This window comes from Bacillus sp. YKCMOAS1 (assembly GCF_030268125.1).
GTDB classification, from domain to species: domain Bacteria; phylum Bacillota; class Bacilli; order Bacillales; family Bacillaceae; genus Bacillus; species Bacillus safensis.
The window spans coordinates 248,415-266,061 of the sequence record NZ_BSEI01000003.1 but is presented as its reverse complement, the minus strand read 5'-3'; the positions used below and the strand labels follow the sequence as shown (position 1 = coordinate 266,061).

General features: G+C 38.9%; 13 protein-coding genes. 12 read left to right on the top strand and 1 reads right to left on the bottom strand.

Annotated features, from left to right (window positions below; genetic code table 11):
• Positions 1-30 precede the first annotated feature (30 nt).
• The 10 genes from QSJ46_RS10380 (at position 31) to QSJ46_RS10335 (ending at position 15,155) form a co-directional block, all read left to right on the top strand.
• Positions 31-4,344 carry a PolC-type DNA polymerase III gene (locus QSJ46_RS10380; RefSeq protein ID WP_483298733.1) on the top strand — a complete coding sequence of 1,438 codons (4,314 nt, stop codon included), beginning with the start codon at positions 31-33 and terminating at the stop codon, positions 4,342-4,344.
• 424 nt (positions 4,345-4,768) lie between these two features.
• Positions 4,769-6,619 (top strand): glycoside hydrolase family 9 protein, encoded by a 1,851-nt coding sequence (locus QSJ46_RS10375; protein WP_285604699.1) that lies wholly within the window; start codon positions 4,769-4,771, stop codon positions 6,617-6,619.
• 32 nt (positions 6,620-6,651) lie between these two features.
• Entirely contained in the window at positions 6,652-8,757 is a 2,106-nt protein-coding gene (locus tag QSJ46_RS10370; RefSeq protein ID WP_260775935.1) for a glycoside hydrolase family 48 protein, read from the top strand.
• A gap of 91 nt (positions 8,758-8,848) precedes the next feature.
• Positions 8,849-10,078 (top strand): endo-1,4-beta-xylanase, encoded by a 1,230-nt coding sequence (locus tag QSJ46_RS10365; RefSeq protein ID WP_285604698.1) that lies wholly within the window; start codon positions 8,849-8,851, stop codon positions 10,076-10,078.
• A 24-nt stretch (positions 10,079-10,102) separates the two neighbouring features.
• A complete protein-coding gene (locus tag QSJ46_RS10360) occupies positions 10,103-11,236 on the top strand; it encodes a glycoside hydrolase 5 family protein (RefSeq protein ID WP_224928269.1) in 1,134 nt (377 codons plus the stop codon).
• A 306-nt stretch (positions 11,237-11,542) separates the two neighbouring features.
• On the top strand, positions 11,543-12,136 hold the full coding sequence (locus tag QSJ46_RS10355; RefSeq protein WP_285604697.1) for a hypothetical protein: 594 nt from the start codon (positions 11,543-11,545) through the stop codon (positions 12,134-12,136).
• On the top strand, positions 12,129-12,422 hold the full coding sequence (locus QSJ46_RS10350) for a winged helix-turn-helix domain-containing protein (protein ID WP_047202180.1): 294 nt from the start codon (positions 12,129-12,131) through the stop codon (positions 12,420-12,422). Before QSJ46_RS10355 ends, QSJ46_RS10350 begins: the two co-directional genes overlap by 8 nt.
• Positions 12,423-12,443: 21 nt before the next feature.
• Positions 12,444-13,337 (top strand): ABC transporter ATP-binding protein, encoded by an 894-nt coding sequence (locus QSJ46_RS10345; RefSeq protein WP_047202181.1) that lies wholly within the window; start codon positions 12,444-12,446, stop codon positions 13,335-13,337.
• 207 nt (positions 13,338-13,544) lie between these two features.
• Positions 13,545-14,330, top strand: coding sequence for an ABC transporter permease (locus tag QSJ46_RS10340; protein ID WP_285604696.1), 786 nt, complete (start codon positions 13,545-13,547; stop codon positions 14,328-14,330).
• Between the two features lie 105 nt (positions 14,331-14,435).
• A complete protein-coding gene (locus QSJ46_RS10335) occupies positions 14,436-15,155 on the top strand; it encodes a pentapeptide repeat-containing protein (RefSeq protein ID WP_047202183.1) in 720 nt (239 codons plus the stop codon).
• Between the two features lie 230 nt (positions 15,156-15,385).
• Here the strand turns inward: QSJ46_RS10335 and QSJ46_RS10330 are convergent, their stop codons facing one another.
• Positions 15,386-15,511: a plantazolicin family TOMM peptide gene (locus QSJ46_RS10330; protein ID WP_080701195.1), complete on the bottom strand. Its 126-nt coding sequence runs from the start codon at positions 15,509-15,511 to the stop codon at positions 15,386-15,388.
• A gap of 427 nt (positions 15,512-15,938) precedes the next feature.
• Between QSJ46_RS10330 and QSJ46_RS10325 the strand changes: the two genes are divergently transcribed.
• Both QSJ46_RS10325 and QSJ46_RS10320 read left to right on the top strand, forming a co-directional pair.
• On the top strand, positions 15,939-16,646 hold the full coding sequence (locus QSJ46_RS10325) for a Rossmann-fold NAD(P)-binding domain-containing protein (RefSeq protein WP_285604695.1): 708 nt from the start codon (positions 15,939-15,941) through the stop codon (positions 16,644-16,646).
• Positions 16,647-16,660: 14 nt separating this feature from the next.
• Positions 16,661-17,647 (top strand): TOMM precursor leader peptide-binding protein, encoded by a 987-nt coding sequence (locus tag QSJ46_RS10320; protein ID WP_212039824.1) that lies wholly within the window; start codon positions 16,661-16,663, stop codon positions 17,645-17,647.

Sequence of the window (17,647 nt, the reverse complement as noted above, 5' to 3'; positions counted from 1 at the left end):
CTTTCTGATTGACAAAAGGAGGGTCCTGTCTTGGATGAACAATTACCGATCACACGGCGGCAATTTCATATATTACTCAATCAGATTCAAATGACAGATGATGACCTCAGTCGTTACTTTGAAGAAGGGGAAATCGTCAAATTGACGGTGCACAAAGCGACGAAAACATGGCATTTCCTTTTTAAATTTAAGGCTCTTTTGCCTTACAAAGTATACGCCATGTTTCTCAGCAGACTGACAAATGCATTTTCTCATATTGCACAAATTACTTGTACGATTGAAGTGAGTGATCCGCACATCTCTGAAGAACTCGTACACTCGTACTGGTCACATTGTGTGGAAGAACTTCAAGGAATTTCTCCCCCAATCATCAGTTTGCTTCAGCAGCAAAAGCCATCGCTGTCTGGTCATAAAATCATCATTAAAACGAAAAGCGAAACAGAGGCACTCGCTATTAAGAAGAAGTACAGCCCGATGCTCCAGTCCGCATTTAAACAAGTAGGTTTTCCAGAGCTGCAATTCGATACAGAAATTTTTGTATCAGATCAAGAGATTCAGAAGTTCAGAGAACAAAAGCTTGCTGAAGATCAAGAAAGAGCCATGCAAGCCCTCACTGAGATGGAGAAGAAAGAAAGTGAGGAGCAGGATGAAGCTCCGTCAGGCCCTCTCATGATTGGCTATCAAATCAAAGACAATGAAGAAATTCGTACGCTTGACAGTATCATGGACGAGGAAAGAAGAATCACCGTTCAAGGCTACGTATTCGATGCAGAAACGCGTGAGCTGAAAAGCGGGAGAACGCTTTGTATCTTTAAGATCACTGATTATACAAATAGTATATTGATCAAAATGTTTGCAAGAGAAAAAGAAGATGCTCAGCTGATGAAATCATTGAAAAAAGGCATGTGGGTGAAAGCAAGAGGAAGCATTCAAAATGATACGTTTGTCAGAGATCTTGTCATGATCGCTAATGATGTCAATGAAATGAAACCGCAGCTGAAAGAAGATACAGCACCTGAGGGTGAAAAGCGTGTGGAGCTTCATTTACATTCACCTATGAGCCAAATGGATGCTGTCACTGGCATCGGCAGGCTTGTTGAACAAGCAAAAAAATGGGGACATGAAGCCATTGCCCTGACAGATCATGCCGTTGTACAATCCTTCCCGGATGCGTATGCAGCAAGTAAAAAGCATGGCATCAAAATGATGTACGGTGTGGAAATCAACTTAGTAGACGACGGGGTACCGATTGCATATAATCCAGAGCACCGCTTGTTAGAGGATGCGACATATGTCGTATTCGACGTAGAGACAACTGGACTTTCAGCCGTTTATGACACGATCATTGAGCTGGCAGCAGTGAAAATCAAAGGCGGGGAAATCATTGACCGCTTTGAGGCATTTGCAAATCCCCATCACCCGTTATCAGCGACAACCATCGAATTAACAGGTATCACCGATGATATGGTGAGAGATGCACCAGATGTCGTCGACGTCGTACGGGATTTCAAAGAATGGATTGGACAAGATATTCTTGTTGCGCACAATGCGAGCTTTGATATGGGCTTTTTAAATGCAGCGTATAAACGCCTCTTAAAAACAGATAAAGCGTCAAACCCTGTCATTGATACACTTGAACTTGGCCGGTTCCTTTACCCAGAATTTAAAAATCACCGGCTGAACACCCTCTGTAAAAAGTTTGATATAGAACTAACGCAGCATCACCGGGCGATTTATGATGCAGAGGCGACAGGCTATCTCATGCTGAAGATGCTAAAAGATGCGGCTGAAAAAGAGATTGCCTATCACGATCAATTGAATGAAAACATGGGGCAGTCGAATGCTTACCAGCGCTCACGTCCTTACCATGCAACTTTGATTGCTCAAAATGAGACAGGTCTTAAGAATTTATTTAAGCTTGTTTCACTTTCTCATATTCATTATTTCTACCGGGTTCCGCGTATTCCGCGCTCACAGCTTGAGAAATATCGAGAAGGTTTAATTGTTGGGTCTGCTTGTGATAAGGGTGAGGTATTTGAAGGAATGATGCAAAAGTCACCTGATGAGGTGGAAGACATTGCAGCATTTTATGACTATTTAGAGGTACATCCGCCAGAAGTGTATCAGCACCTGCTGCAGCTTGAGCTAGTTCGAGATGAACGTGCGTTAAAAGAAATCATCACAAACATTGTCAAACTTGGCGAAAAGCTGAATAAACCAGTTGTGGCGACTGGGAATGTACATTACCTGCATCCAGAAGACAAAATTTATCGTAAAATCTTAATTTCATCACAGGGTGGAGCGAATCCGCTGAACCGACATGAACTGCCAAAAGTTCATTTTAGAACGACAGATGAAATGCTCGAAGCGTTCTCCTTCCTAGGAGACGAAAAAGCGAAAGAGATCGTCGTAACAAATACGCAAAAAGTATCTGAGATGGTCGAAAGCATTAAACCTATCAAAGATGATCTTTACACACCAAAAATTGAAGGTGCAGATGAAGAAATACGGGAAATGAGCTATCAAATGGCGCGCAGTATCTACGGAGATGACCTGCCGAAAATCGTAGAAGACCGCATTGAGAAAGAATTAAAAAGTATTATCGGTCATGGTTTCGCCGTTATTTACTTAATCTCTCATAAGCTCGTAAAAAAATCACTTGATGATGGATATCTTGTTGGTTCAAGGGGATCTGTCGGATCATCTCTTGTTGCGACATTAACAGAGATTACTGAAGTAAATCCACTTGCACCTCATTATGTATGCCCAAACTGTAAGCACTCTGAGTTCTTTAATGACGGATCTGTTGGTTCAGGCTTTGACCTTCCAGATAAAGACTGTCCTGAATGTGGAACGCCGTATAAAAAAGACGGACATGATATTCCGTTTGAAACGTTCCTAGGTTTTAAAGGAGACAAAGTTCCTGATATTGATTTGAACTTCTCAGGCGAATATCAGCCGATAGCACATAACTATACGAAAGAGTTGTTCGGAGAAGAGTATGTATACCGAGCAGGGACGATTGGTACCGTTGCAGAAAAAACAGCATACGGTTACGTGAAAGGCTATGCAGGTGATCATAACCTTCATATGAGAGGCGCTGAAATCGACCGGCTTGTACAAGGCTGTACAGGGGTAAAACGGACAACGGGCCAGCATCCAGGCGGGATTATCGTTGTGCCGGATTATATGGATATTTACGATTTCTCACCTATTCAATACCCAGCAGATGCGACAGGTTCTGATTGGAAGACGACACATTTTGATTTCCATTCGATTCACGATAACTTGCTCAAGCTGGATATTCTTGGGCACGATGATCCAACGGTCATTCGTATGCTTCAAGATTTGAGCGGAATCGATCCAAAAACGATTCCAACAGATGACCCTGAAGTCATGAAGATTTTCCAAGGGACAGAGCCGCTAGGTGTAACAGAAGAGCAAATAGGTTGTAAAACAGGTACACTCGGTATCCCGGAATTTGGAACAAGATTTGTTCGGCAAATGCTAGAGGATACAAAACCAACGACCTTTTCAGAGCTTGTTCAGATTTCTGGGCTATCACACGGTACGGATGTATGGCTCGGAAACGCACAAGAGCTCATTCACAATAAAACGTGTGAACTAAGTGAAGTAATTGGGTGTCGTGATGATATTATGGTCTATCTCATCTATCAAGGATTAGAGCCGTCACTTGCCTTTAAAATCATGGAATCTGTTCGTAAAGGAAAGGGACTTCCTCCTGAATGGGAAGAAGAAATGAAGAATAATAATGTACCAAACTGGTATATTGATTCTTGTAAAAAGATCAAATACATGTTCCCTAAAGCCCACGCTGCTGCATATGTATTGATGGCTGTTCGTATTGCTTATTTCAAGGTGCATCATGCACTCCTGTACTATGCGGCTTACTTTACCGTTCGTGCGGATGACTTTGATATTGAAACGATGACAAAAGGATCGAATGCAATTCGAGCCGTTATGGATGATATTAATTCAAAAGGTTTAGATGCATCACCGAAAGAAAAGAACCTATTAACTGTGCTAGAGCTTGCACTTGAAATGTGTGAAAGAGGCTACCACTTCAAAAAAGTTGACCTCTACCGCTCAAGTGCAACAGAGTTTATCATAGATGGAGACGGATTAATTCCTCCATTCAACTCGATCCCTGGACTCGGCACAAACGTTGCGTTAAATATTGTCCGCGCGCGGCAAGATGGGGAATTCCTTTCAAAAGAAGATTTACAAAAGCGTGGAAAAGTCTCAAAGACTATTCTTGAATATTTAGATCGTCAAGGCTGTTTAGAAGCACTTCCTGATCAAAATCAGCTTTCTTTATTCTAATGTGATGAATAAGAGCGCCCTTAAAAGGGCGTTCTTTTCTATATATACAATAATATTATTATGTTAACTAATAAAGATTTTTCACCAAATGGAATTATTTTCATATCCATTCATATATCTTGATTTAGCGTGATGTTTTAAGAGAAGAGATTGTATGTCATTCTTTCTACCCAAATAGAGCTCAAAAGAGAATTTCGCCGTCTGAAATGTTCTCAAACGACATATGATCATTCTGGGTACAGTCAGAAGGAGAATCAAGAGAAAACTTCGATGAGCGTAAGGCTGATTGCTGTTTACTATGCTTATTTTTGAAACATATTTGATTCTTTTCAAAACTGTACAGATCACGAAACGAAGTATCAAAAGGAGGCGGTGCGTCTATTGATCAATGTTTCACTAAAAAGAAGGGGTGAGCAATAGAGAAATGGCATCTTACAACTATGTAGAGGTTTTACAAAAATCCATGCTTTTTTATGAAGCGCAGCGGTCAGGCCGGCTTCCGGAAAACAATCGTCTTAACTGGCGGGGAGATTCTGGACTAGAGGACGGGAAGGATGTTGGGTATGACTTAACTGGCGGCTGGTATGATGCAGGAGATCATGTGAAATTTGGACTTCCGATGGCTTATTCAGCAGCCGTGCTTGCATGGACAGTATATGAATACCGGGAAGCTTATGAAGAGGCGGAGCTGCTTGATGAGATACTAGATCAAATCAAGTGGGCAACGGATTATTTCTTGAAAGCACATACAGGACCGAATGAATTTTGGGCGCAAGTAGGTGATGGAAACGCTGATCACGCTTGGTGGGGGCCAGCAGAAGTGATGCCGATGAACCGGCCAGCTTTTAAAATTGATGAACATTGTCCTGGAACAGAAGTAGCTGCACAAACTGCGGCGGCTTTAGCAGCAGGCTCTATCATTTTTAAAGAAACAGATGCGTCCTATGCAGCAAAGCTTTTGACGCACGCCAAACAGCTATATGCATTTGCTGACAGGTATCGTGGCAAATATTCAGATTGTGTCACCAATGCGCAGCCATTTTACAACTCCTGGAGCGGCTATGTTGACGAACTTATTTGGGGCGGAATCTGGCTGTACTTGGCGACAAATGAAGAAACTTATTTAAACCAAGCATTAAAAGCGGTAGAGGAATGGCCGGAGGATTGGGATTATACGTTTACCATGTCATGGGACAATACTTTTTTTGCTTCACAAATCTTACTTGCAAGAATTACGAAAGAGAACAGATTTATAGAATCCACTGAGCGCAATCTTGATTACTGGACCACAGGTCTTGTTCAAAATGGAAAAGTAGAAAGAATTACCTATACGCCTGGCGGTTTGGCATGGCTAGATCAATGGGGTTCACTTCGTTATGCCGCCAATGCAGCATTTTTAGCCTTTGTTTATGCTGATTGGGTATCTGATCAAGACAAGAAGAATCGATACCAATCGTTTGCGATCAAGCAAACTCACTATATGTTAGGTGATAATCCGCTGAATAGAAGCTACGTCGTTGGGTTTGGCCAGAATCCGCCGAAGCACCCGCACCATCGTACTGCACATGGCTCATGGTCTAACCAGCTGACAAACCCTCCAAATCACCGGCACACACTTTATGGAGCGCTTGTTGGAGGCCCTAATGCACAGGATCAATATGACGATGACATCTCTGATTATATATCTAACGAAGTGGCGACTGATTATAATGCCGCCTTTACTGGAAATATCGCCAAAATGGTGCAGCTCTTTGGTCAAGGCCAATCAAAGCTGCCAAATTTCCCGCCTAAAGAACAGGTGGAGGATGAGTTTTTTGTAGAGGCAGCTGTGATGCATAACGATACAACATCTACTCAAGTGAAAGCAGTGCTGTACAACAGGTCCGGCTGGCCGGCAAGAACCAGTCAAACACTCTCCTTCAGATATTACGTTAATCTGAGCGAGGTCTTTGCAAAGGGATTGACTGAAAAGGATATTCAGGTGACAGCAGCCTACAATGAAGGCGCTTCCTTATCGCCTTTAAAGGTATATGACGCATCAGCCCGCGTCTATTTTGCAGAAATCGATTTTACCGGAGTAGCTATTTCTCCTAGAGGAGAATCTGAGCATAAGAAGGAAATACAATTTCGAATATCTGCTCCAAATGGATCGAATATATGGGATGCCTCAAATGATTATTCCTATCAAGGATTAACATCCACTATGCAAAAAACAACGAAGATTCCTGTCTTTGACGATGGTGCTTTAGTATTTGGCACACTTCCAGACAAATAAAAATCAACGATTTTATTGAAAGGGTGAAGGACTTGTCAAATAAAGAACGGTTTTTAACGCTTTATCATCAAATCAAAAGCGATGCGAATGGATATTTTTCACCAGAAGGAATTCCGTATCATTCAATCGAAACGCTCATTTGTGAAGCGCCTGATTACGGGCATATGACAACTTCAGAAGCGTATAGCTATTGGCTATGGCTTGAGGTGCTGTACGGACATTACACAGGGGATTGGAGCAAATTAGAGGCAGCTTGGGACAATATGGAGAAGTACATCATCCCAGTCAATGAAGATGGGCATGATGAGCAGCCGCATATGAATGCTTATAATCCGTCCAGTCCAGCCACATACGCAGCAGAGAAACCATTTCCGGATCAATACCCAAGCCAATTAACCGGTGCCCGTCCTGCTGGTCAAGATCCAATTGATGGTGAATTAAAATCAACCTATGGATCGAATGAAACGTATTTAATGCACTGGCTCCTTGACGTAGATAACTGGTATGGCTATGGGAACTTGCTCAACCCATCACATACAGCCGCATATGTGAACACATTCCAGCGTGGTCCACAGGAATCTGTATGGGAGTCCATCCCTCATCCATCACAAGACGATAAATCTTTTGGTAAGCCGAATGAAGGCTTTATGAGCTTGTTCACAAAAGAAAATCAAGATCCAGCTGCTCAGTGGCGTTATACGAATGCAACAGATGCTGATGCACGTGCGATACAAGCGATGTATTGGGCGAAGGAGCTCGGCTATAATCAGACAGCTTATCTTGATAAAGCGAAAAAAATGGGGGATTTCCTCCGTTACGGTATGTACGATAAATATTTTCAAACGATTGGAAGCGGGAAGCAGGGGAATCCATATCCTGGAAACGGAAAGGGTGCCTGTCATTACTTAATGGCTTGGTATACCTCTTGGGGCGGAGGACTCGGGGATTATGCAAACTGGTCATGGCGTATTGGAGCGAGCCATTGTCATCAGGGATATCAAAATCCTGTCGCCGCTTATGCTTTATCCTCAGATAAAGGAGGCTTAAAGCCATCTTCTGCTACCGGAGCAAGCGATTGGGAAAAAACTTTAAAGAGACAGCTTGAATTTTACGTATGGCTTCAATCGAAAGAAGGAGCCATAGCAGGAGGCGCAACCAATAGCTGGAATGGAGACTATAGCGCTTATCCGGCGGGAAGAAGTACTTTTTACGATATGGCATATGAAGATGCGCCAGTTTACCTTGATCCGCCATCAAATAACTGGTTTGGAATGCAGGCGTGGCCAATGGAGCGCGTAGCAGAGCTTTATTATATTTTTGTCAAAGATGGCGACAAAACATCTGAAAATGTCCAAATGGCCAAATCTGCCATAACAAAATGGGTCAACTATGCATTAGATTACATTTTTATCGGCAGCCGTCCTGTGTCGGATGAAGAGGGTTATTTCTTAGATGAGCAAGGAAAAAGAATTCTAGGAGGAACAAATGTTTCGGTTGCTACAACAAGTGCGCCTGGAGAGTTTTGGCTTCCTGGAAATATTGCTTGGAGCGGACAGCCGGATACTTGGAATGGGTTCCAGTCTGCAACAGGAAATCCAAATTTAACAGCAGTAACTAAAGATCCGACTCAGGATACGGGCGTATTAGGAAGTCTAGCCAAAGCTTTAATATTCTTTGCTGCAGCCACAAAGCTGGAAACAGGTGATTATACAGCGCTTGGTGCAAGAGCGAAAGATGCAGCCGCGCAGCTCCTAGAGGTTGCATGGAATTACAATGATGGCGTCGGCATAGTGACCGAGGAAGATAGAGAAGACTATGACCGTTTCTTTAGAAAAGAAGTGTATTTCCCAAATGGATGGAACGGGACATTTGGTCAAGGAAATCAGATTCCTGGAGCCAGCACCGTTCCTTCTGACCCGCAGCGAGGAGGGAATGGGGTCTATACGAGTTTTGCTGACCTTCGTCCGAAGATTAAACAAGATCCAGCGTGGTCTTCACTCGAAAGTAAATATCAGTCTTCATTTAATGAAGCTACAGGCAAATGGGAGAATGGCGCACCAGTTTTCACTTATCACCGCTTCTGGTCTCAGGTGGATATGGCCACTGCCTATGCTGAATATCATCGTCTGATCAACTAAGAGATCAAAGGTCAAATTCAAGCTGTCGGCTTCTAGCCGGCAGTTTGAATAGAAAATATCAAGAATCCAATGAAGATAAGGGTGAGTTTATATGGTCAAAGAAAGAAGTTTTCTTCATCATTCATTCAATAGAGGCGAAAATGGACAGGACAATCTGATGTGGAAAAAAGAGGCGGATGATCGAATCTCAGAGCATAGACAAAGAGATCTTGTGATCAACGTAACAAACGGCGATAAAAAGCCAATAGCAGGTATAGAGATTGAAATTAAGCAAATCAGGCATGAATTCGCTTTTGGTTCAGCTATGAATGACCAAGTGTTATTTAATCAACAATATGCTGATTTTTTCGTGAAGTATTTTAATTGGGCTGTTTTTGAAAATGAGGCGAAATGGTATGCGAATGAGCCACAAAGAGGGAGAATCACCTACGAAAAAGCAGATGCGATGCTGAATTTTGCAGATCGACATCAGCTTCCAGTGAGGGGGCACGCTTTGTTTTGGGAGGTAGAGGATGCGAATCCAAACTGGCTGAGGTCACTGCCAAATCACGAAGTATATGAAGCCATGAAAAACCGGCTTGAGCATGCGGGCAATCACTTTAAGGGAAAATTCCGTCATTGGGATGTAAACAATGAAATGATGCATGGTTCATTTTTTAAAGATCGCTTTGGGAAAAATATTTGGAAGTGGATGTATGAAGAAACGAAAAAAATTGACCCTCAAGCACTATTGTTTGTAAATGATTATAATGTCATCTCATATGGTGAACACCATGCCTATAAAGCGCATATCAATGAACTGCGTCAGTTAGGCGCACCTATTGAGGCGATTGGAGTTCAAGGCCATTTTGAAGAACGGGTTGATCCAGTCATTGTCAAAGAGAGACTCGATGTGCTTGCTGAGCTTGGTCTTCCAATATGGGTCACAGAGTACGACTCTGTTCACCCTGACCCTAATAGAAGAGCGGATAACCTGGAAGCTTTATATCGCGTTGCATTTAGTCATCCAGCCGTAAAAGGAGTGCTGATGTGGGGATTTTGGGCAGGTGCCCATTGGAGAGGGGAAAATGCAGCCATCGTGAATTATGATTGGTCTTTAAATGAAGCAGGAAGACGTTATGAAAAGCTTCTAAATGAGTGGACGACCCAAAGAGTTGAAAAAACAGATGCTAATGGCCATGTGAGATGCCCAGCATTTCATGGAACATATGAGATTCGAATCGGTAAAGAAAGTAAAATGTTGAAACAGCAGACGATAGAACTTGATTCAAATGAACAAACTCCATTTCAACTAGATGTGATCCTACCTCAAGAAGGATAGAGATAGATTGTGAGGAGAATGTAAATGAAAAAGTGGGCTCAAAGAGTGTCTTGCTTCATACTTGTGGCCGCTATATGGTCCGGCTGGTTTTCTCTTACGATTAAAGCGGCCGCTTATGTGCAGACGTCTGGTACACAATTTACGTTGAACAATCAACCATTTTACTTCGCCGGCACAAATAATTACTATTTCCATTACAAATCTAAAAAAATGGTAGATGCTGTGTTCGATGATATGAAAGCAATGAATTTAAAGGTCATACGGATTTGGGGCTTTCACGACGGGGCCCCTCAAGAAAACTCAGTCTTACAATCTAGTCCAGGCGTCTATGAAGAATCGGGTTTTCAAAAACTAGATTATGCGATTTATAAAGCAGGCCAGGAAGGAATAAAGCTTGTCATCCCACTAGTGAATAATTGGGATGACTTCGGCGGTATGAATCAATATGTGAAGTGGTTCGGGGCAGGATCGCATGATGCCTTTTATACAGATCCTCGTATTCAAAAGGCTTACAAAAATTATGTCCGCTATGTATTAGAAAGAACCAATACGTATACAGGTGTTCAATATAAAGACGATCCAGCTATTATGACGTGGGAATTAGCCAACGAGCCGCGGATGCAGTCAGATCCAACGGGAAATGTACTAGTCAAATGGGCAGATGAAATGAGTACATGGATCAAATCGCTTGATCGTCACCATCTTGTTGCAGTAGGAGATGAAGGATTCTTTCGTATTCCAGGACATGAAGATTGGTTTTACGGAGGAGGGGAAGGCGTCGATTGGGACCGTCTAACATCTCTTCCTAATATCGATTATGGAACCTATCATTTGTACCCAGATCACTGGAACAAGTCGGCTGTCTGGGGAGTGAAATGGATCGAAGACCATATCACTCGCGGAAATTCAATCGGAAAACCAGTTGTGTTAGAAGAGTTTGGCTACCAAAATCAATCAGCTCGTCCCGACGTATATCAAAGCTGGCTGTCAGCGGTAGAGCGGCTTGGAGGTGCTGGCAGTCAATTTTGGATTTTAACAAGCATTCAAGACGATGACTCGCTCTATCCGGATTATGACGGATTCCGCATCATAAAAGGGAGCAGGGAGGCAGCACTTATCAGTGAACATGCGAAAAGAATGAATGAAAAAAACCGATGACAATGCCTGCTGAAAAAAGCTGTGTATATAACTAACTTTAATTAGTATGTTCACTTTCCAAATAGAGAATGAGAATACTATATTTAAATTTTTTGAAATATGAACCGGTTACGAGACCAGTCAATGAACAAGGTTTTCAGAAAGAATCAACAAGCATGAGGTATTTATGAGATTGCGTTGAGGAAGGAGGTGGTTATTTATTTTTAATATTAATTCATAAAAAATACATTTCCAATAACTTGACTAAATGGAAATTTAATTCTATACTCTGTAGTACAGAGTTCTTTGTGGAAGAGGAGTTTATTTATGTCTAATGAAAAAAATGATAATTCAGAAATATTAGAGAATTTATCTCATATCAAAACGATTACAAATTATAAAACAGAGTATTGTAAACAAACAAGTATTTATTTTATCATTTGGGGCCTTATTTGGATAATGGGATATTCAATCCCTTTACTCTTTGCTAATTCAATAACTACAGGTGTCTTTTGGCTTATTTTAGGCATTGCAGGCTGGGTTATCACTTTAACTACATATTTTAAACAAAAGAAAATGATACCGATGCCCTTGTTTTTAAGAACTCAATTGCAATACACATGGCTTGGTCTTGGAATCATTTTAGGTATCTTTATTTTTTTAATATGTGTTGGTTTATTACCATATACATTAAATAATTTACCCTTTTATATTGTTTTATTGGTTTCTATTATGTATTTACTCTTAGGTATTGTTCTGGCTAAAGAGATCTTTATTATGGGGTTCTGGTTAAGTGTTTTAGGTGTAACTACATTTTTATTATTTCCTAGTTTAATGAACATTATCTTCGCTTTTATTGGTGGAGGAAGTTTGTTATTAACTGGTGTGATTTTAAAAAGAAAAGGACAAGGAAATGAGTAATGTCAATAGTTTAAATGATTTAATCCATCCAAAAGTTCGGTTAGGTATTATGAGTTTATTAATGATTTATGAAAAATGTGATTTTAGCTTCTTAAAAAGTTCTTTATCTGTAACAGACGGTAATTTGGGCTCGCATTTAAAAAAATTAGAAGAAGCAGGCTATGTGCTAATTACAAAAACCTTTGTGGATAAAAAACCAAAAACAATAGTCAGTATAACGGATTTGGGAGAGCACGCCTACAAAGAATATTTGAGTGTTATTGAAGCTATTTTAAAAAATAAATGAGGTGGAAGGAAAGGGTGCCGAATGTTGAAAATAGAAAACGTTAGTAAAAAGTATGGAAATTCCCAAGCATTAAATAGTGTTACATTAACGATTCCAGAAGGAGTTTGTTATGGATTAATAGGTCCAAACGGGTCTGGTAAATCAACCTTGATGAAAATTATATCTCATATCATTAAATCATATGAAGGCAAAGTTGAGCATGTTGGTGAGTCTAAAAGTGCGCTCGGCTACATCCCGCAAGACATCAGCTTAGAGGAAAAATTAACAGCTAAAGTAAATATGGAGTTTTTTGGACAAATTTATGGTTTAAGGGGGAAAACATTAGATGAAAGAGTAGAAAAAACACTAAAAGATGTAGGATTATGGGAAAGAGCAAATGATATAGTTGAAAGCTTTTCAGGAGGAATGAAACGTCGTTTGAATATTGGCTGCGCTCTAATGCACGCTCCTCAGTTAATTCTTTTAGATGAACCGACAGTGGGGGTAGATCCTCAATCAAGACGTTATATTTTCGATATCATTAACAAATTGAAGGAAGAGGGTAGAACTATTATCTATGTTAGTCATTATATGGAGGAAATAGAGAGTTTATGTGATTATGTGGCTTTCATTGATAAAGGGAAAATTGTTGAAGAAGGAAAAATAGGTGAGCTTTTGAATCGTTACGCAGAAACATCTGTCTTTTTTGAATCTAAGATTCCTAGTAAAACATTAACTAGTCTCGGGTATGATTTTGTAACCTATCAAGGTGGAGTGTTAGTTAAAACAACAAAACCATTAGATACATTAGAAGATTTGGCTAAACTAAGTAAAAAGGAATCGCTGGTTCCCCAACAATTATCTTTGTACAGACCGAGACTTGAAGATGTTTTTTTTCAATTAACAGGAACAGATTTACGTGATCAATTACAATAAAAATGTCTTTATGAATGAAAGCCACTCTCGTATTTCAATTACTTATAAGAGTTACTGATGTAGAAAGAGCATCAAAATCAGAATTAATTTGTGTGTACCGTAGATTTAAAACCATCAGTAATTAGTCAATATTTTTTGGCTAATTATAATTCATCACATCCGCAAATGGTAAAATTAATAAAAAATGTGATTATTTAAGAGTGATAGATGAAAGGGAATCAAATTAATATAACGGGAGTGATTTTTATGTGGCCACTAGTCCGCATCGAATCTATAAAACAGGTGAAAGATCGATCATTGTTGTTCTGGACCATTTTATTACCAGTTGCTTCAATTATTCTTTTAATAGAATTATTTACAACAGGTAGTTCTCAAACGCAAAAAACATTGGTTGCTTCTCAATCAGTGACAGGGATGAGCGTGTTTTTCTCCACATTTGTCATTATTTCAATTGTCATTAGTTTTGTAAAAGATCGTGAGAAAGGGATTGTGGCAAGGCTAGCAAGTACTCCTTTACAGCCGCATCATTTTTTTCTTGGAAAGTGCGTTCCGTTTTTTATCATCATTTTATTTCAAGTTTTGCTGTTAACCATTTTAGGGATTTATTTATATGGTATTGAAATAACACAATACAGCTCGTATTTCTTAGTAGTGGTTCTATTATCAATGCAAGTGACTTCATGGGGAGTTGCCATCGCCGCATTTGCTAAAACTGAGAATACAGGCTTAGTAATGACAAACATGATTGCTTTAGGGACAGCAGTTGCTTGTGGTTTATGGACTCCATTTGATCAATTACCTAGTTATCTCAAAATAATTGGTATGCTCTTCCCGCAGTATTGGGCGCATCAAGGCTTAGTGCAATCAGTATCAACACTACCCGGGGGAGAAAATTTAATCTTAGTAACAGTAATTCTTATAGGCTATACACTGTTAGGATTTATTCTTTCATTGGTTGGCTATAAAAAATTTATAAAAAGAGCCAGAGGCTAGGCTCTAAAAATTTCAGTTAAATGTTTTATACCTAAACTTTAAATGTTGATTTTAAGGATTTATCTAAATTTCAAGTATGCCGGCTGTAAAAAAAGGAGTGAGGCAATGTTAAGTGAAGAGTTAGAACTGTATGTTGAAAGTTGTTTTCGGCCATATAAAAAAGACAAAACATATGAAGAAAAGAAAAAAGAATTATTAGAGCTGCTTGACAACATTAAATTAAAACTCGAAAATGATGGATTAAAAGAGGCAGAAGTTCAAGAAATGCTTATTGAAAAGCTGAAATCAGGCGAAATAAGCATTGATAATCTTACATTAGTAATTGATGATCATAACCGCGTTGAGCATGTGAAAAAAATATTTATTAATGCTGATTTAGATTGGTTAACATTTATAAATGTTAAATATAAGTTGTGCGATTTTAAGGGGCTATCGATTGTACAAAAAGTGATGAGTCATTCAGAGTTTAATGGGTGCTATCTGAAAAAAGTGAATATTAGCGATTCTAAAATGTCCTCATCTACCTTTAAAAAGTGTGATTTGACTCAATCTCATTTTGAACATTGTGAGATAACGAATTCCTCTTTATATGGCTGTCATTTACCCAACGTTAGTATTGATGAATCATCTTTAATAAATGTTTCATTTGAAAATTGTTATTTTAAAAATATTTCTTTTGAGAATTCTAAATTAATAAATGTTAATTTTAAATCATGTACGATTAAAAAATTAAATTTTATTGGAGTGACAATGGATAAAATGACTTATCATATTTTAGAAGGAGAAGGTGCAGATTTAAGCGGTGTGGAAGTAATCGATATGTAATACAGCAGGGGCTATTGAGAAAATCTCAATAGCCTTTTATTTTTGTTTTATTCATTATCTCTTGCTGCTCAATTAACATGATGTGTGAGTTTAATGCAAGGTTTTCGTTAAGCAAGATAAATGTGGAAAATTTTTATTTTCTAATAAAAGATGCCCACACACCTAGCTAAGTCTGCTTCGCTAGGTGGCGAGCGATCTTTTCAATGATATGTCGAAAATACTAAAGTTGATTAGAAAGTTGAAGAACTTGAGATGATTGTTGTGCAAGTGCAGCGTGCAGCCATTGGTTCGAATAAATGTTGACCTTCCCCATGTACCTTAGCAGCCAAAGCAGTTGGGATTGTAATTTTAGTCATCTTTAGACCTCCTTATTAAAAATTTATCAACATAGATATGTAGTTGATATATTACATATGATGGTTCATAAGTCTTTATTTGTCAATGATTAAGTTTGAAAGTTTTATATTTTCTGAAAAGTGCGTTGATAAGACCAAGAGAGTGTGGTTTAATATGACTATGGAAAATAATACTATATTTAAAATTTTATGTATTTAAAGGTTTTATATGGTCTCAATGTTGTTTTTTGTTTGAAGGGTGGCGTTTATTTGGGTTAAATATTTTGGGTATTTAGATATTAAGTTAGGTAAATGTATGTAAATGTTGAGATTACTAGTTATGAAGAACTCTAATAGAAAATAAAATTTCTATATAAGTTGATTAGCTTAGATTTTAACCTTTTTATTCTACTGGTGAGTCAGGAAAGAGAAAAGAGGGGGGCTGTTTATGAGTATTCATTATGTCGGGATTAGAGAACCAATAAAAGTCTATTTAGAGAAGATGAAAGTTGAGTATGAAGACTATCCTGTTCAAATAATTGATTTGGGCGGAGCTGTTAGTTATGACAAAGACTACTTTATAAATAATACTGATTTTCAAACGGAAACGATTATTTTATCTAATAGAAGGCATACTGTCGAGGATGAACTAGGTTCTCTTGAAAGTGAATTATTGAAAATCTATCAGAATAGCATACTTTATAGGACTTCACCGCTTGATATTAATATAGAACTCTATAGAGGATGGGCAGGTGCTACTGGTAAATTAATAACTGCATTTTCTCCCGAGGGAGTTAATTGGATCAATACAAAAGATGTTGTAAAGGCATGTTTGATCCCTAAAAAGGATGTTAGGAATCGTGCTGGAAAGGCATATGATTTAACAGGACCAGAGTTAGTAAGTATGAGTAGGCTGAAGGATATTTTTGAAGAGGATTTAAACATGAAAATTGAATTGTATTGTAAAAGTAAAGAAGAGGTCATATCAATTTTGTCCCAGAACAATATGCCTTTAGACGTATTAGAATGGTTAGTCGAATTTCAAGAAGCTTCTTCTTCAAAACATTTACAGCCATTTACGAACACGCTAGAACAAATAATTGGTCACCCCCCAAATCGGGCACAATTATCTAAAATACAAATTAATTATTCTTAAAGGAGGAATAATATATGTTTGTCAAAGACAAAGACCAAGAAATGCCGAGGTATAAATTAGCACCACACATTACGCTAGGTAAACTAGAAGACAGTTTGATTGGTTTAAAAGCGCAAACTGTCACCAAAATTGAAGGTAACGGAATTATTGAATTTATTCAAGAAATTTCTGATTATCTTACGGAAGATAATGGAGTTTCGATTAAAGAGCTTGAGGAGAATTTCGAAGTAGAGAGTGATCAATTAAAACATGTCCTCGAATTTTTAGTTGCGAACGGAATGTGTGTTAAGACGGATATGACCTTTGATTTAACTGCGCTTTTGTCTTATGAAAGAGCCGGTGGACAAGTGTTGGTTGAAGATATACTAGATCGTTTAAAAACCGGGGTTGTTGAAGTTATTACGCGAGATCATAATCCAGTTGCTGCTGAATTCATTCGTCATTTGCAAGAGGCAGGGCTACAAGTAGAACTTAAAGGAGAATTAAATAAGCAGCCAGATATCAGGGTTGCTATTGGCAACTCTCATTTAGACCCGATTTTTGAAGAAATAAATGATCTGGCATTAGAAGACCACATCCCTTGGTTAAGCATTGTGCCATATGATGGACAGACATCTTGGGTAGGTCCATTTTTCTTGCCACATCAATCAGCTTGTTTACATTGCTATAACCTTCGAAAATCAGCAAACTTTTCTGACGAAGTATTACGATCAGACTTAATGAAAATAAAACCTATAAATCCTGAAAAGAAACCGGTTTATCATATGCCGATTAATTTAGTTCAAGTCGGAATTGCAAGTAATTTAATTTTAGAATGGCTCACACTAAAAGATTACGCACCAAGTGCAACACCAGGTGGATTTACAACAATTAATTTAGATGATAAAGGTGTTTCATGTAATCATCATCGTGTTTATCGAGTTCCTAGATGCCCAAAGTGTTCCCCAGCTGCAGATACAGGTTTTCCTCAAGTTTGGTTTCATGGAGAGGTGAATAATTAA